This is a genomic window from Microcoleus sp. N9_A1 (assembly GCF_036701795.1).
Classification (GTDB): domain Bacteria; phylum Cyanobacteriota; class Cyanobacteriia; order Cyanobacteriales; family Microcoleaceae; genus Microcoleus.
Window position 1 is genome coordinate 87,156 of record NZ_JAUBRI010000006.1, and the last position, 25,797, is coordinate 112,952.

Below are 25,797 nucleotides of genomic sequence, written 5' to 3' on the forward strand. Positions count from 1 at the left end.
TTTGTGTCAAGCACCCTGAGCTTGATTTCTGCAATTAAGCTTAAGCCTTAAAATAATTGCTAGTCGCCTCAAATCAGGTGCAGGCATCGAACTCCTAGGTCTCGGTGGCGATCCCCGGCCTAATAGCGAACTGATATAAAACAAATAAGATATAGAAATCCGCAGCTACATTGGGTATCAAAAATATTACTGCTATAGATAGCAGACTCTCAGGTTTGTTATGTCAACCACCACCCCCAGTCTCAAAAATTTTATCGAGCCAGTGCCGCTGTGCCTCCAAACGGCGACGCTAGAAGCGCTGCGGTCAATTTTCAGCTCCAGCAACTGCGATCGAGTCGCAGTAGTCAACGAACAGCTACAGCCGCTGGGATTAGTGTACCTCCGCAGCCTTTGGGCCCGCGCGGCCGATCGCCCAAACGACGGGCAGCAACCTTTGTCAGAAAGCCCGATCGCGATCGAACCAGTCAGGGCATTACCCGCCGCTATGAGCATCAGCGAATTCTGGCAGTACCTGCAAACAGAGGAACAGAACACCCCAGCCCGGCCAAACCGCCAAACCGCAGGCATTTCATCAAACAACCCGATCGCCCTGACAGATGCCAGTGGTCAATTTTTAGGAATGCTAGACAGCCTGAGCCTGCTGCAATTCGCCGCACTCAACAGCAGCTCGCTCTGCAGCCTCACAGAGCCGGCAACAGTCGTCAAAGAAATCGAATTAAGGCCGGTTTCCGAAGCCATCGCCACGGTTCTAGACGCTCAAGTGCGCTTTCTAGAAGCAGGATTGAAACCTTCGGAAAACCTGAACTCCCTAGTGGAACTGTTGGAAAAACTGCCCCTGCCCCTGAGATTGCAAACCCCTACTGCACAAATAGTCAGCCAAAACGCAGCGTGGCGGATTTTGCTGGGAGCAGGCCCAGAACCAGTTCCAGAACCAGCAGCAAATTTGGGTAAACACTCGCCCCGCAAACCAAGCCATTTAACAAGCGAATACAAGAGCGTGCAGTTAGAGGCAATCACCAAAGAGTGCAGGAGCCTAGTAGGAGCAAGTAGATCGGACGAGCGCGATTCAACCGCAGCCACCAGTTGCCCGCTGCCCCTGTACGCTGCTGCCTCCCCTTCAACATTAACCGCTCCAGCTTGGTGTCCCATGGCCGGCAAACCAGACACCTACATTTGCGAGTGCCCCGTACAAAAAGGTCAAGAACGGATCTGGCAATTTGTCAAACAGCCACTCTCAGACCAGCTAATTTTAGTAATGGGACAAGATGTCACCGAAGAACATTTAGTCGCCAAAGAACTAGCAGCGAAAAACGCAGATTTAATCCACCTCAACCGACTAAAAGACGAATTTTTATCCTGCATCAGCCACGAACTAAAAACCCCGCTCACCGCCGTCCTCGGTTTGTCCAGCCTCCTCAAAGATAAATTGATCGGAGAACTCAACGATCGCCAAACACGCTACGCCAAACTAATCCATAAAAGCGGGCGGCATTTGATGACAATAGTTAACGATATATTAGACTTAACCCGGATGGAAACCGGGCAGCTAGAACTAATTCCCGAAGCAGTCGAAATAGCATCAACCTGCCAAAGAGCCTTTGAACAAGCAAAACAACTGCAACAGCAAGAAGAAAAAAACCCTGCCGGCCCGAGCAAAACGGACGGTACAGCAAACGCAGAACCCTCCGCCCAAATAGAATTTACACTCGAAATAGAACCGGAACTGAGCCACTTAATTGCCGACGAACTGCGATTGCGGCAAATGCTGGTTAACCTCCTTTCCAACGCCCTAAAATTCACCGAACTCGGTGGCAAAATCGGATTGAAAGTAAATGTTTGGGAAGGCTGGATCGCATTCAAAGTTTGGGACACTGGCATCGGCATCCCCGCCGACAAACAGCACCTAATCTTTCAGAAATTCCAACAGCTAGAAAGCCCCCTCACCAGGCGCTTTCAAGGAACCGGACTGGGACTGGTACTGACTCAACGCCTAGCTCGGCTCCACGGCGGAGACGTTTCGTTTATTTCCTCAGAAAACCAAGGCTCTCAATTTACCCTGCTGCTGCCGCCAAATCCTCCGGGAAACAGCAGCGAAGAATTCCCAGCACGTACAGCCACCGAGGAAGAATTATTAAAACCAAAATATCAGACTCCGATCGCCAATTCTCGCTCTCGTTTAGTATTAATAGTCGAAGCAGTTCCCAAATATATCGAAGATTTAACCAACGTGATCTCAGGTTTGGGCTACCAAGTAATAGTCGCCCGTTCCGGCACCGAAGCGCTGGAAAAAGCCCGCAGGTTCAGTCCCGAAGCGATTTTCCTCAACCCGCTGCTGCCACTGCTGTCGGGTTGGGACGTGCTGACGCTGCTCAAGAGTGACCCGGATACCCGATCGATTCCGGCGATCGTCACGGCCACCAGAGGCGAAAAAGAACGGGCCAGTGTCAACAGAGCCGAAGGCTTTTTGAGCTTGCCGGTGGAAGAACCAGCTTTGCGGCGGCTGCTGGCAGACTTGATCGGCCACAGTAATGCTAGTAGCCCCAAAGTAAGGAGTTCTTTAACCGTGTTGTGGCTCAGCCCGCAAAACGGTTCCTCTCAAGGTTCCGCTTTACTGCTCAACCCCAACTACTGCCGGGTTTTAGAAGCAGACGACCTCGGCCAAGCAGAACTCGTGGCCAGAATTTGGCGGCCCGACGCGATCGTCTTAGACGGTACAAGTCAACTGCAAAACCCCTTAGCTTTTATCGAACAGTTAAGTCGATCTCGAAATTTGGGTTCTCTCCCCTTGGTGACTTTAGACCATCCCACTACGCAACTGGCAAATCAAGTCAAAGGATTGTCGGTATTTCCCTGTTTGGCTACCCGCAGTCCCGACGACAGTGAAACTTCAGGTACCGGGTTGGTGCCAAGTGCTTTGTGGCAAGTGATTCAAGTTGCTGCGGGCATGAGTTGGAAGCCCAGCATTTTATTGGCCGACATTTCGACTTTACCCGATTTGCACCGAACTTCTGGGGGGAACCCGACGGAAGAATTGAAAGATTGCGAGCGATCGACAAAAGTCGAGATTCCCATGCCCAATTCCCAGTTTTCTACTCCCAACTTTCAAGCTTTGATTCAGTACATCCAAACCGCAGGATTTCGATGGTCCATCGCTCCTTGCTGGACAGAAGTTTTGCAGCAGTTGCAATATCAAAGTGTTGACTTAGTTTTGCTGTGCTTGCGAGATGCTCCCTCAGAATCCTCCGCTATGTTGCAGGCGCTATCGAACCTGCGACAAATGGCAGTAAAACTGCCAATTTTAGTCTGGGATTATCGGTCTGCTGTAAATTCCGAATCCGAGGCGATCGACTTTCTGCTGCAAGAAGTATCTGCCAAAATTTTGCCTTCTTCCTTGTCAGCCGCACAATTATTAGACAAAATTCAACACACTTTATTAACTCACTCAAATTCCTGAAAATGAAGAATTTACTAGGTTTGTAGTGAGGAATTCACTCCTCTCTAAACCTGTAAAGACCAACTATTATTTCTGATTAAAAACATAGTTTGGGAATTCTTCAACGGAAAACCGCGAAACGTTATTTATTAACTAATTCAAGTTTCTAATAACTCATAATTTTGCCTATTTGTAGTGAGGTGATAATTCGTCAATACAACGGTGAAGAAAAACGGCTATCCTGAATGTAAACATAATTTGAGAAGTATTTAAATGAAAACCCCGAAGTGTTGCGAGTCAAGAAGCAATATCAAAACTCAAAAATATGAGTTATTATAGGCGATCGAGAAACCCTTATATTTTTTTCTGGGGCTGTACAGTGCCTAATCGCATTCCTTTAATATCTCTGCTACTTGCACTCGGTTTGTGGACAATGCCCGAGCCTGCTGCCTGTCAGGCACTCCTGCCTTACACCCTGCAAATCGACTCGGCCCAACTCGAACAAACGGCCTTGAGCCTTGCAGAAGAAGCCGTCCAGCTAGCCAGACTGCAGCAGTACCAACTAGCGGTACCCAGAGCCGAACTCGCCACACAGTTAGCCCCCAAAAATGCTCAAACTTGGACTTTGTTAGGTAGCTTGTACCTTCAAGTCGAGCAGTTTGACAAAGGCATTGAAGCTTTGGGGCAAGCTCAATCTCTGTCACCAGAAAATCCATCAATTAAATTTGTCTTGGGAGAAGCTCACTTTCGGAAAGCGAACTACGAGAAAGCAGTCGAATATTTGCAAGCAGGGTTAAAGTTAAAACCAGACACTCCAGGTGCATTATTTGATTTAGGCAATGCTTTTTATAAGCTGAAGCGGTTTGATCAGGCGATCGCCCAATACGAAAAAGCCTTTGCTTTAGAAAAAAACCTCTGGCCTGCTATTAACAATATCGGATTAGTCAAATACGAAATGGGAGATATTGATAGCGCCATCAAACGCTGGGAACAGGCGATCATGATCGACGACAAAGCAGCCGAAGCAATGCTAGCTCTAGCAGTAGCATTCTACACCAAAGGTGACAAAGAAAAAGGCTTAGCGATGGGAGAAGCAGCTCTGAAACTCGACAAACGCTATGCTACCGTAGAATATCTCAAAGAAAACCTCTGGGGCGATCGTTTAATCGCAGATACCCAAAAGTTGCTAGCCACTCCTGAAATGAAAGCAGCACTGGCTAAAATTCAAGACGCCCCACCCCCTCCCCAAATGTAGTCGCCCGATCCCAAATCCGGGTTTAATATCATGACTACCCCTCCGTCATTGCGAGGAACGAAGCTATCGCTTAGTCTCTGTGATAGCTTCGTTCCTCGCAATGACAAATAATACAAAAAAAGGGGTAGTAAACCCGGATTTGGTATAAGTCCAGATCAACTTACTTCAACTGCCCCCAGTGTTTTGAGCGTCGCAATAGTCGCCTCAGTTAAACCTTTAACACCTGTAATATTCATTCCTTCATAAGGTTTGGGAATTGGTAAGGTTTTGATGCACTTACCCGTCACTGCATCCCAAAGCTTAATCGTCTCATCTTGGCTGGCACTGGCTAGAATTTGACCATCTGAACTACACGCAACTGACCATACCCAATTGTCATGTCCTTCGAGAACTTGCAAACATCTACCCGTGCTAACATCCCACACTCGTACAGTTTGGTCATGACCGCCACTCGCCAACTGTGTACCATCAGGACTGAACATTACAGATGACACAATACCCTCATGTCCCTCTAAACTTGTCAGACATTCTCCGGTATTGATATCCCAAAACTTGATACTACCGTCACTGTTGCTGCTTGCCAAGATATTACCGTCAGGACTAAAGGCAACAGACCAAACCCAGCCGCTATTTCCCATCAAAGTTCTTAAAACTTTCCCTGTACTGAGATCCCATAACTTCACCGTCTTATCGGTACTCGCAGAAGCCAGGATATCACCTGAAGGACTAAAAGCAATTCCCATCACCCAACTCTCATGCTGAGTAAAAGTATCAAGACATTGCCCTGTGCTCATCTCCCATAATTTGATAGTCTGGTCCTCACTGAAACTTGCCAATGTCTTACCGTCGGGACTGATGGCAACTCCCCAAACCCAAGCAGAATGACCCTCTAAACTTTTTAGACATTCACCGATCGCAGTATCCCATAACCTGACACGAGTGTCAGAGAATCCACTCGCCAGCAAGTCTCCATTCAGACTGAAGGCAATGGATTTCAATCGATTAGTACGTCCATCCTGTATACTTTTAAAACACTTCCCCGTTTTGATATTCCATAATCTCACGGCGCGATCGCTACTAGCTAAAGTTTGGCCATCGGGCAAGAAAACTACCGAATTTACTGGATTGCTTTGCCCCAATACTGTTTTCAGGCAATGACCTGTTTTAACATCCCACAGTCTCACCGTACAGTCTTCACCAGTGCTAGCTAAAGTTTTGCCATCTGGACGAAACGCGACAGATGAAACTCGACTGGTGTGTTTTTGCAGTGTTTTTAGACACTCACCCGATGCCACCTCCCACAATCTTACGGTGCTGTCTTCGCTACAACTTGCTAAAATCTGACCGTCTGGACTAAAGGCAACAGACACCACTATTCGTGAGTGTCCAGAGCAAATGCTCACGACTCGATCCGTGCTAATATCCCAGATGCGAATCAAAGCATCATGACCACCACAGGCTACCGTTTTACCATCTAAACTGAAAGCAACTGATCGAATTTGACGACTGTCACTCTCAAACATTTTCAGGCATTGTCCAGTAGCAACATCCCACAGTTTAAGTATTCCATCATCACCGCCACTAGCTAAAATCTTACCTGGAGGACTGAATGCGATCGACCAAGCCTGACTTTTGTATGCTGGCAAAGTTAGCAAACATCGTCCATTACTCCAATCCCAAAAACGCACAGTTCCATCACCGATGCCACTAGCAAGCATCTTGCCATCTGGACTGAAAGCAACTCCCAGCACACTGCTATGATTTCCCTGCAATATTTGACGGATAGACCAACTGCTAACATCCCAGCAACGAATAGTCCCGTTACTACCGCCAGTAGCAAGAGTTTTCCCATCCGGACTAAAAGCAGCGGATAACACGATGCTGCCGTATTCTTTGCTAGTTCTCAGCAGCCTAACTTCTGGCATTTGCCACAAGTGAATCTCACCATTTGTATCGCCCATTGCTAAAAGTTTTCCATCCGGGCTAAAAGCGACTGACAAACCACTTCCCAAAACTTCGGCGAAAACGGAATTAGCTAAATTAGCACCAGCAAAGTTGACCTGATGCAAATTCGTATCGGCTAAATAAGCTTGCCAAACGGTCAAATTAGAAAAATTCCAACCGCTTAAATCTGGCTGCATCTGACGCAATAGATTTATAATATTACCCGCAGCGTAGCCAGTTTCTAGTGTTGGTTTACCGCGCAGCGATGCCAAAATTGGTTTGAGTTGGTTTTCGAGAAGTTGCTGGCATTCAAAACTAAAAAGCAGTCGCTCGGCAATAGGTTTGAGGATCAGACTTGATTGAGTATCTCTAATGTATTCTTTAGCTGTAGCTTTGAGAAGAGCCAGGCTTCTGAGAAGGTCAATTTCGCTGCTGGTTATCTCAGTGCAGACTTTTTCGATTAATCGTTCCGTCATGTATTCCATGACGACGGGTTGTTGAGTGTAGCCGTCTGAGGTTTTTTCGATGAGAGAACGTCTAACGAGAGAACCTAAAACTTCTAGTAATTCTTTGACAGTTAATTTTGAAACTAAATCTTGTTGTAACTCTCCCAGCGAGACTGGCTCCCGATTAATAGCCAGCCAGTACATCACCTTTTTTTCTAAATCTGATAAACGATTGAATTGTCGGTCTAATAGGTTCCGAATATCATCAAATACTAAACTTCCTTGATTTAAAAGTTCTAAAAATTTGGTCAGGCTACTGTCAAAAAAGTCGCGAATGGCTGGAGCGACCATTTTTAATGCTAGGGGATTTCCGGCATAGTGGGATATCAAAATATCCCATTCGGAGTCTAACCCTTGAAAAGAACCGATGCGTTGAAAAATCTCCCGTGCTCTTGGGGTGGTTAAACCTGTCAGTTGTAATGAACGAACAGGCAAAGTTTCGCCTTCTTTAGCTGCTACACCGATCGGTTTTTCTCGACTGGTTAGTAGCAGGGTACTTTTATGGTTGATTTCGGCTACGCATCGCAGAAGTTGACCGTATCCTTCATATCCCTGTCGATAACAACCCGTGCATTCTTCTTCTTGTAGAATTGACTCGACGTTATCTAATATTAAAAGACACCGATGCTGTCGCAGATAGTGCATCAGGCGCGAGATTCCAGCATCCACAGTTTCCGGTAAATTCGTTTCCTGTTGGTTCGAGAGAAATTGAATCAATTCTACCAATAAGTCGAGTATTAATGGAGCATTGCGGAGACTGTGCCAGATAATATAATCAAATTGTTCTTGGATGCGTTCTGCTACCTTGATAGAGAGAGAGGTTTTGCCAATTCCACCCATCCCCAACAGCGTCACTAGGCGGCAGCGATCGACGATCAGCCACTTTTCTAATAAAGCTAATTCTTCTGCACGTCCGTAGAAAATAGAAACATCAATTGCTTCTCCCCAATTAATCGTTTTGTTGAGTTTTGTTAAGTCAGTTGGATCTCGATCGGCGATCGTACTACTGCGATCGATTTGTTGGTTGATATCGTGACTAATTTGGCTATTGGGTAGTGCGACGGTTACTTGTGCCTGTTGTGCTTTCCGTCGCATAACTGACTGAACGTTACTCTTGGTGACTTTTTCTCCGAATACCCGACTGAGAACTTGCCATAACTGAAAGCCAACAAACTTAATATATTCGGCATCATAACCCGCGCTTTTGGCAATCTGTGGATAAGAGTGTCCTTCCCAAGACTGCCGCAATACCAGTATGTGAATATCGTTGAGATGCTCTTGTTTGAGAACTGAGTCGAGGAAAAGCAGTGCTTCGTCGATCGTCATTTATTTAAAATTATCCGGTTTGTTAGCGCAAGGGTCGTGGTTCCTGTCCCCAATTGCAGGCGTTTAAGCCATTATACTTAAAAAGTTGGTAGAGTTTGCAGCCACGATATAACTATTTATAACTTTTACTCACAGACGCGATCGGCGCATCAGTGTTATTACTGAACAAGATAGATTTAACCAGCCAAGTTCACACTTAAGAGTAATAGCTATCAAAAGGGTGCATATCTAATCCAGTTTCGTTATCAGGTAGTAATGGGCATTGCAAGAGCTGCTTAATTTTATTGCCATGCTTAAAAATTTACTTTTTGAAATTCAGGCAACGATAAATCCACTAAAACCACCCATTCAACGTAGATAAATCAGAGGGTCTTTACCGTGAGCGAATTAATTAATTACAACGCTACGCTTAACCTGGAAAATGAAAAAAGCAACCTAGATGCAGTAATAGGATCGACAAATCCACTCGTACCAGCATCAGATAAAATAAACAGTGGTCACTCTGTTATTAATTCAGTTATTGCTAACGATTCAGCGACTAACAAAGATATATCACCAACTATTTTAGACTTAAAAATCGAGGAAATTAACAATGTAATTTTGCCCGTATCTAGCACCACCCAAACAATTATTTTTTCAACTGATGTAACCTCTAAATCTAGTACATCCGATACAGGAATCGATACCCTAACAGGCTTAAAACTAAACGAAGCGGTAATAGATAATTCAAAACCGGACTCATTAACGAATCCTTCTGCTTCTCAAAGCCAAACACTTAACAATACGGAACAGCCAAAAGAAAACGTTACGCCAGCAACAAGTGAATCTAAGACGCCCGACACTTCCATTACTTCAACTGAAAATAAAACGATCGCTGGTGCGATCGAGAAACCATCAGTTTCCGTTGAGGAAACTTCCCCTGTCACAGATAAAGCAGCGGTAACTTCTGAGAGTGAAGATCAAGCGATCACACCGCTTGACACTGGAGCAACCACACCAGTATCGTCAGAAAAGCCAGTTGTGACAACCGAGTCTTCAGCTAGCGTCACGGGGGATGCAGGAGCGATCGTATCCGATACTTCTACTCCCAAAAATCCCGATTCAGGAGTAGTAACCAATAATAATTCAGGAGCGATCGCCTCTGAATTATCAAAATCAGATACCCCCGTTGTAACTGCACCCGCAACATCCGATCCTGCTAAAACTGAAACTGATGTAACTTCTACCAACTCAGAGGCACTCGCACCAGCGATCGAGAAACCATCAGTTTCCGTTGAGGAAACTTCTCCTGTCACAGATAAAGCAGCGGTAACTTCTGAGAGTGAAGATCAAGCGATCGCACCGCTTGACACTGGATCAACCACACCAGTATCGTCCGAAAAGCCAGTTGTGACAACCGAGTCTTCATCTAGCGTCACAGGGGATGAAGGAGCGATCGTATCCGATACTTCTACTCCCAAAAATCCCGATTCAGGAGTAGTAACTAATAATAATTCAGTCGCGATCGCCTCTGAAGTATCAAAATCAGATACTCCCGTTGTCACTACATCTCAAAACTTTACATTTAACATGGGGGTATTTAAAGTTGGTGAAACTGGCAATGTTGGGATTGATTATCTGTTTGACGGAGGTGGATATGAGGGAGAGTTAGGGATTTTTAATCTGGAGGGGATGGAGAAATTAGCTCAAAACTCCGATGCTTTTATTACTGAGGCTGCACGCAGAGCGGTAAGTAATTCTAATTTGGGTTATGTCGTCATTAACGATGCTACTGAAGGAGCCCGATTTAATGGCGATCTCCCTGACGACATCAACCGTAATCAAGGCGAGTATAAAGGCGTTAAAACCTTGACAATGCTTCCAGGGGATACGTTTGCTTTCATCTTAGTTCCTAATCGAGCTAACTTACAGCAAGTTGCAAACAAGTCTGCAACAGGTGATGACGCACGGCCTTTATTTTCCCTGCCAATGGCTAACCCAAATGGTAGCTTTATGACTGGGCAAATTGCCGATGTCACGGGTATAGGAAATACCTTTGTCATGGAAGATTTGCGGGTAGACAAGCCAGGTACAGATAGCGACTACAATGACATTATCTTCCAGGTGCGGGGTGCGACGGGGAGCGCAGTCAGTATAGATAGCGTCATCGATCTCAAGAAAGATTGGCGTCCAACTAACTTGGGTAAAGCGTTGACTGAGTATGCTAAACCTTACGTAACACCGGAGAATCCCAACGTTGGGGAGTTGGTAACAGATGAGTTGCTAGATAGTGTTTTCGGCAATACAGATAACCAGGTAGATAACGCTAGTAAAACAGGAGCGATCGCCTCTGAAGTATCAAAATCAGACACCCCTGTTGTGACTGCACCCGCAACATCCGATCCTGCTAAAACTGAAACTGAAGTAACTTCTACCAACTCCGATGAGCTCGCGCCCGCGATCGAGAAACCATCAGTTTCCGTTGAGGAAACTTCCCCTGTCACAGATGAAACAGCGGTAACTTCTGAGAGTGAAAATAAAGCGATCGCACCGCTTGACTCTGGATCGACCACACCAGTATCGCCAGAACAGCAAGTTGTGACAACCGAGTCTTCATCTAGCGTCACGGGGGATGCAGGAGCGATCGTATCCGATACTCCAAAAAATCTCGATTCAGCAGTAGTAACCAATAATAATTCAGTCGCGATCACCTCTGAAGTATCAAAATCAGATACCCCCGTCGTCACTCCAGCCGCCGCAACATCCGATCCTGCTAAAACGGAAACTGATGTAACTTCTACCAACTCCGATGAGCTCACGTCCACAACCCAAAATAATAATTCAGCTTCTAATACCCCGCCAACTTTAGGGGAAACTGTTGCAAATGAGGGTGGGGAGATAGGAGCGATCGCCCCTTCAACTCAAGACAATAACTCGAAATCCACCACACAGCCAACTTTAGGGGAAACTGTTGCAAATGAGGGTGGGGAGATAGGAGCGATCGCGCCCACTTCAGCAGACAGTAATTCAGGCTCCATCCCACAACCAACCGTGGTAGAAAATTCAGCTAGTAAGGATGAGGGAAAAGGGCCGATCGCCTCCCCTGCACAAGTAACAATTACAGAGTCAGTTGTTACACCCCAAACCGTCGTTAACGAGTGGCTAGAACAAGCAAACTCCCAAATGACCAAATTAGAAGCAAGTGGAGAGCAAGAGTTACAAAGTCTTCAAAATGAACTGAGTGATGCGGGGAACTCTATCTACAATCAAGTTCCCGATATCGGGAGCAATCTATCGAGTAATGGAAACTACATGAATGCTTGGGTAGATTATCTAGGCAATCAAATTTCCAGCAGTGGAGATTCTATGAATGCTTGGACGAACTATTTACAAGGAGAAGTCTCTTCTATCGATAGCTCTACATACAACCAAGCTTGGGATATCTGGCAAAATCTCTCCAGCAACACGGACTACATAAATGCCTGGGATAACTACCTCAACAATGAAATATCGGGTAGCGGACAGTATATGTACGACTGGGCAGCATACACGGCAAATGAAATCAATCGCGTTTCCGACTGGATGTATGGATGGACGAACCATAACTGGAACGAGATCGTCCGGATTGAAAACTGGATGATCGATCGTACCAACCATGTTGTAGATGAATTTAATCAATATGGTGTAGGAGATGCAGCATGGAACGAGTATGATGCCCTCAGCAACTACAGCGACTCTCTAGTGAATAATGCTGTAATCGATTATAACAATAATGCCACGGACAGAAATACAAGCTTAAATAATGCTTCCCGCAACTACCGGGCGTGGAATGACTATCGAGTTGAAGTCGTGGACAATGCTTGGAGTGAGTATAACAGCTTTGATTCCTACACGGATGCCGTTATCAGCAATGCTTGGAACGACTACCGCGATTTGGATAACTACCGAGTTGGGATGATAAATGATGCTTGGAGTCAATATAACAGCATGAATGATTATCAAACTGGGGTAATCAACGATGCTTGGAATCAATACTACGCTCTGGATAACTATACTGATGCTGTTATGGCAGATGCTTGGACTCATTATCAAGAGCAAGACAGCACTCGCCAGCAGGTTATGAGTGACGCTTGGAATCAGTATAGCGCAATTACTAATTCTTGGAATGATTCTGTTGACGATACTCAAGCTCAAATTGATGTTTGGGCAAAAATCGCCACCTTTGAAAATCGTTGGTACAACACCCCCGATAATGCAAAATCCGGTTTGCCACTCATTGGCGTTATTGACACGGGTTTTAGTGCCGAAAATCCAGACATTGACTACTCGCGCATTACACTGGGTAAAGATTTAGTTGGTGGTGACGAAAACCCCTTGCTGGATTCTGGGGAATGGTGGCGAAACGATCACGGTACTAAAATCCTAGAGATTATTGGTGCGACTCGTAAAAACAACATTGGGATTGATGGCATCAATGATAAGTCACCGATTTGGCTAGGAGGTGCTGTTGATTCAAACGATTGGGCACAGTCATTGATTGAGTTTGTTGATACTGCCAAAGCATCAAGACAACCAAATTCTGTAGTTAACCTCAGCTTCGACCTAACTCAGACTTTACCTGATGGTATTGTTGTCACGCGCCACGAATTGACTGCTTTAGAAAGAGCGGCTCTAACTTATGCCCAGCAGAATAATGTGTTAGTTGTTGCCGCAACAGGAAATCAGAACGATCTCATGTCTGCTCTAAGTCAAGCAACTAAAGAGTTTGACAATATTCTGGTTGCGGGTGCTGCTGAAGGTTGGCAACGGGCAGATTATTCCAGCTATGGGGAAATTGATTATTCCAACTACGGCAAGGGTGTTGACATCTTGGCACAGGGAACTGCTAGTAATGGTGCTGTTGGTTCATCGGTAGCAGCAGCTAAAGTTACAGGTGCAGCATCTTTAATTTGGGCTGCGAACCCCAATTTGAACTACACCCAAGTGATGGATATTCTTCGCCGCACGGCGACTGACTTGGATACGCCAGGTTGGGATACTAAAACAGGTTTGGGACTGCTAAATATTGCGGCGGGGGTGCATTTGGCGAAAGCAACTGAACCAGAAACCTACAAGCCTGCTAACTTTGATCTGTTTGAAAATACTCTGAGAACTTATGGCATCCCAGAAGTTTACTGGAAAGACTTCTACAACTTGTACTACTACTACGATCTGGAAGCCAAGATGACAGGTACAGTTTGGAATAGTACAGGCAGTAGTATTGCTACAGAACGAGCCGCTTGGAGTTGGGGAGGTGCTGTTGTAGGTGCAGGAATTGGTGCTGTTTTAGGCGATCCTGTAACAGGTGCAGTAGTTGGAGGATTGTTTGGAAATTCTGGCGGTTCAGGTGGTGGTAGTTCTTCCAACCCCTTCCCGCAGTGGGCAAGAGATTTGACAAACAGCACCTGGCAATCGCTTGACAGTGCGGTGACAGTTCTCGATCAAGTTGCCCAAAAGACTAGCCAAGCGATGCTAAATGCCGATGTTTATCTACAACAGCTCAATAGCAAGTTTGCATCGGAAACGTGGAATGCTGCTAACTACGTTAGAGAAAAACTTGATGATGGCTTGAATGCTGTTGGTAGTGCTGCTACCTCAATAGACGGTGCAGTGAATAACGGCTGGAATAGTTTCGTAAATGCTGCTGACTACGTTAGAAACACAGCAGCAGCAACCTGGAACGCCACCATAGCAACTGCCAATTCAGTGACGGGTTGGGTGACTGATGCCTGGAATGGAACTAACAATGCTGTTCATTCCGTGCAAAAGAGCTTGGAAAAAGGTTGGATTGCTATCAGTAAGGTAGCTGAAGAAGTAGCTAATCGCATTCCCAAGAGCATTGACGACATCAAGAAACAGGGTCAAGAATTTAAGGAGTTATTGGATAAAAATAACCCTGTCAAAAAATTAGCAGATGACCTCGCGGCCAAACTTAAAAGTTCCCTCGACGGTATAGACGTTGGTGCTGTCCTTGATGTCTTAAAGAAAATTCCAGTTGTCGGCACTGTTGTCAATGGCATAGAGGGATTGATTGCCCTGATTGGAGGAGATTGGAAACAGGTTGTCAAGAACGCTATCAATGGAGTGCTAGGTATAATACCCGGTGGCTCTGCTGTTCCAGATACGCTGGTCAATATCCTAGTAGATGTCGGCTGGGGAATTATCAACAAAGACTACAAGACTGCCTTGAAAGATATCCTCAAAGAGCTTGATGTAAAAAACGATGTCGCCAACACCTTTGTAGATGTTGCCTGGGCGATGAAAGATGGCGACTGGAAGGATGTTTTAAGTGCTGGTTTGTCGGGCGCTGGGTTTAATAATGCTGAGAAATTTGTCGATATTGCCTGGGCTATCAAAGATGGTGACTACAAGAAAGCTCTGAGTACGGGTTTATCAACCACTGGATTTGCCAATGCTGACAAATTTGTAGACGTTGCCTGGGCAGTTAAAGATGGCGACTACAAGCAAGCTTTGAGTGCAGGTTTAGAAACGGCTGGTTTGGGTAATGCTGGAACATTTGTGGGGAATGTTTTTGATGCTATTACAGACGATTACTCGCTGCCAGGACAAAGTATAGACCCCGCAGCTATCCCGCAAAAACACAAGTTATACGAATATCTGGCTCGCGGTATTGCCTACGAAGATCCTGAAGTATCTGCTATTGCCGAACCAGCTTTCAACAATAACAGTCTCTTGGGCAATAAACTCGCTGTCGGTGAAGTGCTGAACTCCGGTTACAAAGTTGACAAAGTAATTTCCGATCCCAGCACTGGATTTTATGCCGTAGGTCTTGTTTCAATTGATGGCAGTCAACCACCCGTTCTTGCCGTTCGCGGTACGGCAGGCAGCCCAACGGAACGGCAAGGCATCGCAACGTTAAAAGATGTTTTGGAAGATGCCAATCCTATTAGCATCGGTTACAGTCAATTCCAAGCGAATAAGAATGAGATCGAAGCTTGGTTAGCTGCTCAAAATCAGCAAGGTCGCCGTCCTGATGTTGTGGGTCACAGTTTAGGCGGTGCATTAGCTCAAACAATTGCGGCTGAATTCACAGATAAAGTGGGTCAAACTGTCACCTTTAATTCTCCCGGAATTGATGATTCGATCGCGCTTAAATTTGCCCTCAATGGAGGGAATCCAGAAAATGTAACCCACTACGTCGTATCTGGCGATATCGTCCAAATGGCTGGAGAAGCATTTCTGCCCGGTCAAGCCGTTATTTCCTCGTACTCTAATCCTTTTGTCTGGAAAAAACACGGACTGGCTGTGCTGAATGGTGTGGAAATTAAGGGCGAACAAAAAGCATCTGGGGTTAAATACTCTTCTTTTTCCGTTCTCGATTTGAGCAATCCTGCCTTCCAATACAAAGAGTTAGATTACACACTATTCTTGGCCGCATTAGGACTGGTATCGCCCTATGTTTCAACCTCATTAAGTACGCGCAAAACTGCGGAAGCTAATCGAAAAGCAATCGGTGCTTTCTTAAACTCCAACTTCCAAACGATTCAAAGTTGGGTCGATGCTGCTTGGTCTATTAAAGACGGTGATTATCTCAAGGCACTTTCTACTGGCTTTGACGTTGCCAAGTTCCCAGATGGTAAAAATTGGATAGATATGGTGCAATCTGTCAAGGAGGGCGATTATCTCAAAGCACTCTCGACTGGCTTTGATATGGCCAAGTTCCCAGATGGTAAGAATTGGGTAGACATGGCGTGGAGTTTGCAGCAAGGCGACTACCTAAAAGCGCTTTCTACAGGATTCACAGTTGCTGGATTCCCAGAAGGCGAACATTTAGCCCAAGCTGCGGTTAACTTAAGAGAAGGTAAGTATTTAGATGCTTTCTTTGAAGGAATGTACATGATTCCCGGTGTCGAGGATTTAGTCAATGCTTTCAAAGCAGTAGGCGATGGCAATTTCAAAGGTGTTGCCAACTCGCTTGCCCAAGTGGCTACCAATCCCACGTTGCTTAAGTTGCTAGTTAGCTAGTATCGATCCGGGGCGGCTAAACTACGGATAGTGGTAACCCGCCCTTACCATTTCAACCGCCCTCATTAACCAACATTTCCAAATGGACATCAACAATTTTTTATCGATAGACAGTGTAACTTTATCTTTAGAACAATCCCTTGACTATCTCCGCACGGCTGGTAAATTATCAACAGTTGTGTTAGAAATTGCCCAGCAGTATCTTGTAGAAAACGAAATAAAAGCTTTAGAAATTCCTGAACCGGAAGCCGAGATCGTAGAACAATTTATCCTAGAATTTCGGTTGCAACAGCAATTAACTAGCCCTGAAAGTTTCCAAAAATGGTTATTGACAAATGCGATAAATTATGCTGTACTTAAACAGCAAGTGATTTTTCGGATCAAACAAGAAAATCTCAAAGAAAAGGTCACAGCATTAAAAGTACAAAAACACTTTGTGCAAAATAAAGAAAATTTGGATCGGGTTGTCCTTTCACGCATTGTCGTACAGCATCCAGAAATTGCTCAAGATTTGAAACCGCAACTAGAACAGGGTGCAGATTTTGCCCAATTAGCTAAACAATACTCCACCGTAGATGATGCTGTCGTAGGTGGCGTAATGGGGCCAGTTATTCGCGCTCAGATGCCAGAAATGGTTCGCAAGGCCACAGAAAATGCACAAGTTGGACAAATTATTGGCCCGCTTCAGATTGAGGGACGCTATTGTTTGTTGAAAGTTGAACAACTGCTACCTGCTTCGTTAGAAGGTGCTTTAAAGCGAGATTTGGAAAATCTTCTGTTTGAGGAATGGTTAAAAGAGAAACTACAAAATATGAATGTCAAGTTGAATTAGATTATTTAATGTGACTTTGATTACATAATCATTCTCGCTATTGGTTGTGACTTTGTATGAGGCGTAATACCCTTCATACAAAGTCAACAGTCTCTTTTAACCGCCGAATCATCAAGGGGGTGGCTAACTTGTGGACGATCGCGACCAAGAAAAGCTATACATTTAGTCTATATTTTGGGGAACCCTCATCAGCACTAATTTACCTATGACATCCACCGCCACGATCGCCACCCCTCTAACCTGGACACAACTAGAAGCCCTCACAGACTTTGAAGTCGATCGCACAAACGGCCCCACCAACGCTCAAGCCTGCTTGCGCCTCTTTGGTAAAACCGAATCCGATGTGCGAGTCACCCTGTACCGCGATAACCATGCTTGGTGTCCTTACTGCCAAAAAATCTGGCTGTGGTTAGAAGAAAAACAAATCCCCTACCGTATTGACAAAGTTACTATGTTCTGCTATGGGGAAAAAGAAAGCTGGTACAAGCGGAAAGTGCCATCGGGAATGCTACCGGCGATCGAACTAGACGGCCGCATCATCACCGAAAGCGATGATATCTTAATCGCCCTCGAACGAGTCTATGGCCCCTTGGGTTTGGGCATGGAAAACCCGGCAGTAATACCCCTGCGGCGGTTAGAACGACTGCTATTTAGAGCCTGGTGCACCTGGCTGTGCTACCCAGCAAGTTCAGCCAAAGCAGAACAACACAACCGCAACCAATTTATCAGCGTCGTCGCCGAAGTAGAAAAAGCTCTGGCTAGCACATCCGGGCCTTATTTCCTCGATGAATTTGGCACTGCGGATGTCATCTTTACGCCCTACGTCGAACGGATGAATGCCAGTCTTTACTACTACAAAGGCTACTCAATGCGGGAAGAAAACCCGCGCTTTGCTGACTGGTTTGCGGCGATGGAAAGCCGCCCCACCTATCGCGGCACTCAGAGCGATTTTCACACCCACGTCCACGATTTACCGCCTCAGATGGGCGGGTGTTATGAAAACGGCGAACCGCAGATGCTACTCAACAAAGCCCGCGTGGATAATGGGCCTTGGGCTGGACTCCCGGATGTGATGTATCCAGAACCGGAAACCTCCCGCGCTGAAGCACTTCACCGCGTCATTAAGCACCAGCGCAACATCGTTCGAGTCAATCCTGCTGATGACAACTTATTCGATGAGGCTTTGCGTTGTGCTTTAACTTTGATGATGACTGGCGAAGTTTGTACGCCGCCGAGTGGTTCTGATGCGGCTTTGCGGTATTTGCGCGATCGGGTGAATGTGCCCCGCGATATGTCGATTTACGCGGCCAAGCGATTGAGGGAAGCGTTGGAGGAAACGGCGGCTTTGGTGGGTGATGGCCAAGGTTCTCCGATTCTGCTGAAGCATCGGCGAGATCAAGATCCGGCTAATTTTGTGTAGGGAGGCAAGCGTGGATTTGCTCAAAGGTTTCTACAAACACGACATCAGAGATTTGTAAGGTACGATCGGATTATTTCCTAGACTGTTTCAGAGGCTATGGGTATGGTTTCAGTATCCAACAACCAACCAATCATTATTCGTACAGAGCGCGGACTGACAATTTCAGGTACGCGCATCACTCTCTATGATGTGATGGACTACCTGACGGCTCAGTATCCCCCCAAGTTTATCCGTTCCTTGTTTGACTTAACAGACGATCAGATTAACGTTGCTTTATCCTACATTGAGGCAAATCGTGCAGAAGTCGAAGCAGAGTATCAAATTGTTTTAAGGCAAGCTAAGGAAATTCAGCATTACTGGGAAGAGCGCAATCGCGAACATTCAGCCCGCGTTGCAGCGATGCCACCCAAACCCGGTCGAGAGGCTCTTTGGGCAAAACTTCAAGAGCAGAAAGCCAAACACGAATTAGAAGCATGAATTTTCTGATCGATCACAATCTCGGAGGTCATGCAGAGATTTTATTAGGAAATATTGCGAGTCAAGGCTGGTTAAATCTACTCCCAATTCGTTTTGTCACTTTCAAGCAGATGAATTTGTCGATCGACAGTAACGATCGAGTTGTTTGGCGACTTGCTCAGGCAAATCAGATGATTTTGCTTACTGCCAACCGCAGCATGAAGGGTGAAGACTCCCTGGAACAGGTGATCCGAGAAGAAAATACAGTGGATTCCCTACCTGTGATTACGATTGGAGATGCCGATCGATTTTTAGCCGATCGAGTCTATCGAAATCGTTGTGTCGATCATATTCTGGAAATCTTGCTGGATATCGAAACCTGGATGGGCGTTGGTCGTCTTTTTGTTCCGTAAGGTGAGCCAATAAGTAAGGCAGTGCTGCTAGCCGAACAAGTTAATCCGTAGGGTGCGTCGCTGCGAGATTTTGGATATAACTTGCAGATTATAGATGGCGACGCACCCTAATGGCAATCTGCGCGATCGTTGTGCTACCATTGGTAGTATTAAAAGTAGCATAAATACTGTCTATGAAAGTATCTATAGCGATCGCAAATCATTCATAAATCGATCGAGGATTCGATCGAGCAGCAGTTCCATTGAGTGTTGGTTCAAAAATACCAAATTTGTGTAACTTGAGAAAGTCAAAGCTTTGTGCCTGTATGGTAAAATTAAAAAACCATTTAACCGCTGCCATTTCGCACGACACCAGAACAGCGCCGTATTTTTTTTAGCTGCTATAAAAGCAGGTAAGAGCATCAATACTTGGATGGAAGAAGTTTTAGCAGATGCGGCTACTCGTGCAATCCATACTTGATGTTAATGCAAGTTAGTCGTCTTCTTTTTAGCAAGATTTATGTAGAAAACATAGGGAGATAAAAAATGGGTTATCGCAAAATAATCTATAGAATCAAATCAACTGGTCAGCTTGTAATTGAACGAGGCTTTGACATGAAGGTAACACCCTCACAAGCTCAAGTAACTCGTGTGTTTGAACTCTTAAATGAGGATGGTGAAGGAACAGGAAGGACGGTGAATGTGTTACCAGATGATTTGGAGATAGCCCGTTAGAAAAAAATCAAGATATTCCTCCAATTAACTTAAGACATTTCTAAAATGAGTGAAATAGCACTATTCAAGTGGTTTGGGAACTCCCGAAATGAACGCCATTCTAATTACAAAATTTTAGAATGCGAAGACGGACGACGACTGGATATTCATGCTGGTGAAATTAGTTGTTCCGAAGATGAACTCAGGAGAGGACAGTTTATCACTTTTGAGATTGAAGAAAAAGAGGCAAAGAACTTGTGCCTACTTAGAGAAGTGGGTGTGATAGATTGGTATGATTATGATAAAGGCTTTGGATGTGCGACTCTTATCAGACATGACTCGTTGCTGCTGGAAATGTTTGAGAGCTATAAACACCCGAAAATAAGATCAAAGGCAGGCAGGATGCCGACCCTACAAGAGTCGTTGGGTATGCTTTCCAAAAAGGCAGAAGTTTTTGTCCACCATAAAGTTATTTGTGGCAGCGAACGGCTAAAAGAGGGAGATATCGTTGTTTTTGATATTCGTAAAATATATCGTAAAGATCAAAATCAATACAAGGATAATGCTCTAAAGTTAAAGCTTCTTAGTGAAGAAACGGACGAGGAAATTATAGAACGCTGTGCCAAAAGTAGAGAAACAAGACTATGGAAACCTGTATTTCATAAGTATCTTACTACTCTCCAGACAACAGATGAAAAAGTTGCACTGGCATTGGATAAAATCAATAAACTGCCTGGGGATGGGGAAAGGCTTTTTTATCGTTCGTTCTCAACTGTTTCAAGGGAGAGTTTTTCTGATTCTTTGCCAGATGAAATATTAGGTTTTAGCGAAGAAATACGTCAATTTTTAAGTTTTGAGAAGCATCTAAATATTACAATTGCTTTGATTGAAGACGCGAAAAGTAAAAACTTACCTGAAGATGCGTTATTAACGGAGTTGCAGAGTTGCTTAGAAAATCTCCCCCTGTTGAATAAGGCTCGGAATAAAATTAGGCGACCATCAATAATCCCTCAAATCCCCGATTGGGTAAAAGAAACTCCCTCGTTCCGGGCATTATTATTTGGATTTCCCAGTGTCGAATCTCGCCCTGATACTCCAGAAGCAACACCAATTCGTGCGTTTGTTGCTGAACGTGGAATTTTCTGCCTGTGTCATTTTACTACTATTGAAAACTTGCAAGGTATTTGTCGAGAAGGTGGTTTACTCTCAAGCAGGCAACTAAAGTCTCGAAATAGCCCCTACACTCAAATAGATGAAGAAAGATGGGATGGGAAGCTGAACCACATTTGTTGTAGCATTAATAGTTTCAACGAGATGTATTTTTATTATGCAAAATACAAGAGCCAGTGCTGGGTATTGCTGGCTATTAAACCAGATTACCTCTGGAAACAAGGAACGCTGTTTTGCCCGATTAATGCAGCGTCAGAACGGGGGGCTTACATAAAGGAAGGTTTGGTCGGACTTCAAAGTATGTACAAGTCTGTGGTAATTGATATAAAAGGGAGAGAATATACAAGACAAGGACTACTAGATCGCAAACCCACTTGTATTCAAGCAGAAGTACAAGTACATGAAAGTATCTCTTTAGATGACGTTCTCTGGATCGGGGTTAATGAAGATCCAGGTAACGAGCAAAAGGTGCGGGATGCAGGTTGGCAAGGCGAAATTAGGATTTGGAAGGGTCTTTTGAAGTAGTGAGTGATGTAGTTTTTAAATAAGGCTAGTTATGCAAGAAAAAAATCAACCATCTAATATTGACTTATTATCGAATCGTACTGCTGGCTCCCTACTGGCGACGGCCGCGGGTGACGCAATGGGCTGGATGACAGAATTTATCCGATCGCCCGATGACCTCAAACGCAAAATGGGAGTCGATCGCGTCACCGACTATCAGGCATGGAGCAAGCAGGTTGGGGGACGCTTCCAAGGTTATGAGGATTACATGACCCCTGGTGACTATTCCGACGATACCCAATTAACGATCTGTACTGCGGCTTGTATTTCTCCAAATGGAAGCTTTGACTATCGCACCTTTTGCGACTTTGAGTATCCTATGTGGCTAGAGTATGCTCGCGGTGCTGGTGGCACTGTCAAAGAAGCAGCCCATAAAATACAGCGCAAGTCGGCTGATTGGAACAGTAATTTTTTCAGCCGTAAGATGAAAGAAGGAACGATGGACTACCGCGATGGTGGCGCTAATGGTGCTGCTATGCGGATATCGCCTCATGTCTTAGCTAATGTTGGGCGTTGGACGCAAGCTGAGGCTGATATCTGGCGCAATTCAATTATCAGTCATGGTCATCCAAGAGCTATTATAGGAGCTATCCTCTACGGCTATGCACTGCACAGTGTTTTGCAGTGGTCAGAATCTATCACAGCTCAGGAGTTAATTGAAATTCTAGGCAATTGGGTAAAACAGTTGGAAATTCCGCAAATACCCGCTCTCAAAGTATGGCTGAGTGAATGGAATAAAGGAAGAGTAGAACCTTTTGAGACAGTTTTTACTAACACTAAACAAGAAGCTGTTGAGCAGTTACGTCTAGTCTGGTCAGCATTACGGAAAGATGAATCACCGGAAAGCGTACTTAAAAAACTAGGCTGTTTTGACCGCAACACCAAAGGCTCTGGACTAGGTACTGCTATGGCTGGCATTTATCTGTTTGCGCGAAAGCCAGAACAAACCCAGGAAAACATTATTACAGCCGCCAATATGATAGGCAGTGATACCGATTCAATAGCTGCTTTTGTTGGAGGCTTAGGTGGTGGAGCTTTTGGACTGGAAGCGATTCCTGAGAACTGGCGATCACAAATTCAAGATGCCCCATTTTTAATTGGGCTAGGCAAACATTTAGCTACAATTGCCGTGAGTGAACCAGACAAAACAAAAATTCGCTCTGGAACAAGTGGTGTGAAGTTAGGAAAACGCTTATCTCGCAATGAAGTGCATAGCGATATGCGAGTTGTACACCGTCGCTTAGGCAAGGGTGCGATCGCAGAAGTAGATACACAACCTCTTCTTACCCAAGGGCGAATGGTAACAGTTGTACACATCAATTTCGATGTGGGTCAAAGCTGCAAGTTTGCCTTCCGTGCAGACACTCCCAGTGAAACATTATTTATCATTTAGCGCGTATTGTTTTCCAGCCTTTGTTGAAAACCCAGTCAATATTACCTCTATAGCGATCGCAAATCATTCATAAATCCATCGAGGATTCGATCGAGCAGCAGTTCCATTGAGTGTTTGTTCAAAAATACCAAATTTGTGTAACTTGAGAAAGTCAAAGCTTTGATATTACTCCCAGTAATTTTCCCAATCATCCTTAAAAGCTTGCTGCAACCTCTGCATATACGCATCAGTCTTAATCTTCACCATCCACAGATTATTAGCATTGCCGCCTCCCTTGCACACAACACCTTCATCCACACCGTATTTCCCCTTGCGAAGATCATCCATAAACTTGCCCGTCAGTTTGCCGCGATAAATCACTCGCGCAATATTTAATGTACCAAAATCCTGAATAAACAGATCGGGAACAACCATACCGCCCTCAGTTTCCACATCAAAAAGCACCAGTTGTTTGCGATCGTCCTTTTGGTGCATTCCCGCAAACGAGCTAGCACCAAAAAACTCTGTAAACACAGTAATTTCAGCACAGTGATACTGTTCGTTCTCTCGAAATATAGACTCTAACGGACTAGCAAAATCTCTCTTAAATATTTCAGGTGCTGTTTCTAAACCTGGATGTGCAGCATTAAATTCTGCAATTCCCATTTCATCCAAATCAAATCTACTGCGGCGCGTACCAAAAGCATACCAACCGAGTTCAAATTCCCAGACCCAATGAAAATTAGTGCCATCGTACTTTTCAAAAGCTATACATTGTTCGTTAGGGCAATTTTTACTATCTGGAATTTTGGGATATGCAAGCTGAATTCGTGTCATATAGAGGAAGGAAGTTCGGCAACGGATTATGTAACGGATGTAACGGATGTAATGCCGTCGGAAGAAGGAAAGGGTTTCTAACAGTTTCCCCCTTCTCCTTCTCCTCTAAAAATCTCTCAGTTGAGCAGTTTGAACCGCAATATCTTTCGTCTGGGCACCGCGGCGCACCTTCAGTTTGAGAATTTGACCGATTTGGCTGTTTTCCACCAAATTTTGCAACTGTTCGGGCTGAGTCACTCCCTCGCCGTCAATTTGAACGATGACATCTCCCTTGCGAATCCCCCCTTCCTCTGCAGGCGTATTTGGCACAACTCGCATCACTAACACCCCCTTAACTTCCGGCACAATCAAAGGAGCATTGGGGTCAGCATTATTCTCTCTGGCCATTTCAGGAGTCAAAGCAATCATCTGAATCCCTAAAAACGGATGGCTGACTTGTTCTCCCTTGGCTAACTGCGCGTAGATAGCCTTGGCTTTGTCGATCGGAATCGCAAAGCCAATACCCATTGCATCAGCTCGAATCGCCGTGTTGATGCCAATCACTTCTCCTCTGCTGTTTAACAGCGGGCCGCCGGAATTGCCGGGATTGATGGCCGCGTCGGTTTGAATGAAATCGAGCCGCTTGTCGGGGATGCCGACGGCTGCACTGGAGCGTTTGAGAGTGCTGATAATGCCCAAGGTGACGGTGTTGTCAAATCCCAGAGGGTTGCCCACGGCGATCGCCCAATCTCCCACTTTCACCGCCTCGGAATCTCCCAAGGTTGCCACGGGCAAGTTAACTTCCTTAGTATTAATTTTGACAACTGCCAAATCTGTTACTTCGTCAGTACCTTGCACTTCTCCTGGAAATGTTCTGCCGTCGTTTAAGGTGACAGTCACTCGATCGGCTTTATCAACTACGTGAGCATTGGTTAAAACAATCCCGCTTTTGTCAATGATGAAGCCAGAACCTTGACCGCGTAAGCGTTCTTGTCTGGGTGTCATGCTGCGTAAATCTTCTCCCAAAAATCTGCGGAAGAAGGGATCTTCCATTAACGGGTCGAGGTTGCGGCTGACTGTGCGCTCGGTATCAATGCGAACAACTGCTGGCCCGACTCGATCGACTGCCGCCGTCACAAAACTGCTGGTATCTGCCGCCACCGTCGCCGGGAGTTCCGGGCTTCGCAGCGCTAACAGTTGCGGATTCGGGGGGGTTGCTGGGGAACTCTGGGATTGTACTCTCTGCACGGCTGTTTTGGGCTGTTCCCGCAAGTTGGGCGGATTTTTGCCGTCAGCGGCCGAAGCGGGTGCAGCATCGATGAAGAGAGCACTCAGGGCGATCGTCATTCCTAAAATTAGGGCCAACCAACGAACACCCGTTCGAGGTGTGGGGCGAAAAAACTTAAATAGTCGCATAGCGTCAATCTTTGTTAGTCTGGGTTAGTCTGGTAAAGGTGTGCGATCGTGCGGACTCAATAATCTGCCACTATGAAGATCCTAAATATATTTTGACAGTTACAATACATGAGTCACGAGCCCGCACCAACTCAACATATTCTGAATTCTAACTTTTAAATTTCCCTCGTAACCCCA

Annotated in this window: 14 protein-coding genes; 9 read left to right on the forward strand and 5 right to left on the reverse strand. The window is 45.3% G+C overall.

Translation table 11 applies throughout. The features are described from left to right. Positions 1-220: 220 nt before the first annotated feature. The gene (locus tag QUA58_RS04375) at positions 221-3,454 is read left to right on the forward strand and encodes an ATP-binding protein (RefSeq protein WP_333393150.1); all 3,234 of its coding nucleotides are present in this window, start codon (positions 221-223) and stop codon (positions 3,452-3,454) included. Positions 3,455-3,812: 358 nt separating this feature from the next. Beyond that, on the forward strand, positions 3,813-4,688 hold the full coding sequence (locus tag QUA58_RS04380) for a tetratricopeptide repeat protein (RefSeq protein ID WP_445301862.1): 876 nt from the start codon (positions 3,813-3,815) through the stop codon (positions 4,686-4,688). A gap of 155 nt (positions 4,689-4,843) precedes the next feature. Here QUA58_RS04380 and QUA58_RS04385 read toward each other — a convergent pair whose 3' ends face one another. Beyond that, entirely contained in the window at positions 4,844-8,464 is a 3,621-nt protein-coding gene (locus tag QUA58_RS04385) for a WD40 domain-containing protein (protein ID WP_333393152.1), read from the reverse strand. Positions 8,465-8,842: 378 nt separating this feature from the next. Between QUA58_RS04385 and QUA58_RS04390 the strand changes: the two genes are divergently transcribed. The 5 genes from QUA58_RS04390 to QUA58_RS04410 all read left to right on the forward strand — a co-directional run bounded on the left by QUA58_RS04390 (position 8,843) and on the right by QUA58_RS04410 (position 19,589). Further along, a complete protein-coding gene (locus QUA58_RS04390; RefSeq protein WP_333393153.1) occupies positions 8,843-16,468 on the forward strand; it encodes a S8 family serine peptidase in 7,626 nt (2,541 codons plus the stop codon). A gap of 82 nt (positions 16,469-16,550) precedes the next feature. Beyond that, the gene (locus QUA58_RS04395; protein ID WP_333393154.1) at positions 16,551-17,300 is read left to right on the forward strand and encodes a peptidylprolyl isomerase; all 750 of its coding nucleotides are present in this window, start codon (positions 16,551-16,553) and stop codon (positions 17,298-17,300) included. Between the two features lie 205 nt (positions 17,301-17,505). After that, positions 17,506-18,720, forward strand: coding sequence for a glutathione S-transferase family protein (locus QUA58_RS04400; RefSeq protein WP_333393155.1), 1,215 nt, complete (start codon positions 17,506-17,508; stop codon positions 18,718-18,720). A 102-nt stretch (positions 18,721-18,822) separates the two neighbouring features. Next, positions 18,823-19,197: a DUF433 domain-containing protein gene (locus QUA58_RS04405; RefSeq protein WP_333393156.1), complete on the forward strand. Its 375-nt coding sequence runs from the start codon at positions 18,823-18,825 to the stop codon at positions 19,195-19,197. After that, on the forward strand, positions 19,194-19,589 hold the full coding sequence (locus tag QUA58_RS04410) for an ACP S-malonyltransferase (RefSeq protein WP_333393157.1): 396 nt from the start codon (positions 19,194-19,196) through the stop codon (positions 19,587-19,589). Before QUA58_RS04405 ends, QUA58_RS04410 begins: the two co-directional genes overlap by 4 nt. Before the next feature lie 183 nt (positions 19,590-19,772). Here the strand turns inward: QUA58_RS04410 and QUA58_RS04415 are convergent, their stop codons facing one another. Continuing rightward, positions 19,773-19,991, reverse strand: coding sequence for a hypothetical protein (locus tag QUA58_RS04415; RefSeq protein WP_333393158.1), 219 nt, complete (start codon positions 19,989-19,991; stop codon positions 19,773-19,775). A 357-nt stretch (positions 19,992-20,348) separates the two neighbouring features. On the opposite strand from QUA58_RS04415, the gene QUA58_RS04420 reads away from it, so the two are divergent. Continuing rightward, entirely contained in the window at positions 20,349-21,977 is a 1,629-nt protein-coding gene (locus QUA58_RS04420; protein ID WP_333393159.1) for a DarT ssDNA thymidine ADP-ribosyltransferase family protein, read from the forward strand. A 31-nt stretch (positions 21,978-22,008) separates the two neighbouring features. After that, positions 22,009-23,409 (forward strand): ADP-ribosylglycohydrolase family protein, encoded by a 1,401-nt coding sequence (locus tag QUA58_RS04425; RefSeq protein ID WP_333393160.1) that lies wholly within the window; start codon positions 22,009-22,011, stop codon positions 23,407-23,409. Positions 23,410-23,456: 47 nt separating this feature from the next. On the opposite strand, the gene QUA58_RS04430 is transcribed toward QUA58_RS04425, so the two are convergent. The 3 genes from QUA58_RS04430 to QUA58_RS04440 form a co-directional block, all read right to left on the reverse strand. Beyond that, positions 23,457-23,600, reverse strand: coding sequence for a hypothetical protein (locus QUA58_RS04430; RefSeq protein ID WP_333393161.1), 144 nt, complete (start codon positions 23,598-23,600; stop codon positions 23,457-23,459). Further along, positions 23,575-24,225 carry an RNA ligase family protein gene (locus tag QUA58_RS04435; protein WP_333393162.1) on the reverse strand — a complete coding sequence of 217 codons (651 nt, stop codon included), beginning with the start codon at positions 24,223-24,225 and terminating at the stop codon, positions 23,575-23,577. Before QUA58_RS04435 ends, QUA58_RS04430 begins: the two co-directional genes overlap by 26 nt. Positions 24,226-24,330: 105 nt before the next feature. Next, complete coding sequence (locus tag QUA58_RS04440; RefSeq protein ID WP_333254333.1) at positions 24,331-25,620, reverse strand: HhoA/HhoB/HtrA family serine endopeptidase; 1,290 nt, start codon at positions 25,618-25,620, stop codon at positions 24,331-24,333. Positions 25,621-25,797: the final 177 nt, after the last annotated feature.

Coding starts and splice junctions, on each gene's coding strand:
- QUA58_RS04375 (WP_333393150.1), top strand. CDS start 221: ATGTCAACCACCACCCCCAGTCTCAAAAATTTTATCGAGCCAGTGCCG.
- QUA58_RS04395 (WP_333393154.1), top strand. CDS start 16,551: ATGGACATCAACAATTTTTTATCGATAGACAGTGTAACTTTATCTTTA.
- QUA58_RS04415 (WP_333393158.1), bottom strand. CDS start 19,991: ATGCTCTTACCTGCTTTTATAGCAGCTAAAAAAAATACGGCGCTGTTC.
- QUA58_RS04425 (WP_333393160.1), top strand. CDS start 22,009: ATGCAAGAAAAAAATCAACCATCTAATATTGACTTATTATCGAATCGT.
- QUA58_RS04405 (WP_333393156.1), top strand. CDS start 18,823: ATGGTTTCAGTATCCAACAACCAACCAATCATTATTCGTACAGAGCGC.
- QUA58_RS04400 (WP_333393155.1), top strand. CDS start 17,506: ATGACATCCACCGCCACGATCGCCACCCCTCTAACCTGGACACAACTA.
- QUA58_RS04430 (WP_333393161.1), bottom strand. CDS start 23,600: ATGATTGGGAAAATTACTGGGAGTAATATCAAAGCTTTGACTTTCTCA.
- QUA58_RS04385 (WP_333393152.1), bottom strand. CDS start 8,464: ATGACGATCGACGAAGCACTGCTTTTCCTCGACTCAGTTCTCAAACAA.
- QUA58_RS04435 (WP_333393162.1), bottom strand. CDS start 24,225: ATGACACGAATTCAGCTTGCATATCCCAAAATTCCAGATAGTAAAAAT.
- QUA58_RS04440 (WP_333254333.1), bottom strand. CDS start 25,620: ATGCGACTATTTAAGTTTTTTCGCCCCACACCTCGAACGGGTGTTCGT.
- QUA58_RS04410 (WP_333393157.1), top strand. CDS start 19,194: ATGAATTTTCTGATCGATCACAATCTCGGAGGTCATGCAGAGATTTTA.
- QUA58_RS04420 (WP_333393159.1), top strand. CDS start 20,349: ATGAGTGAAATAGCACTATTCAAGTGGTTTGGGAACTCCCGAAATGAA.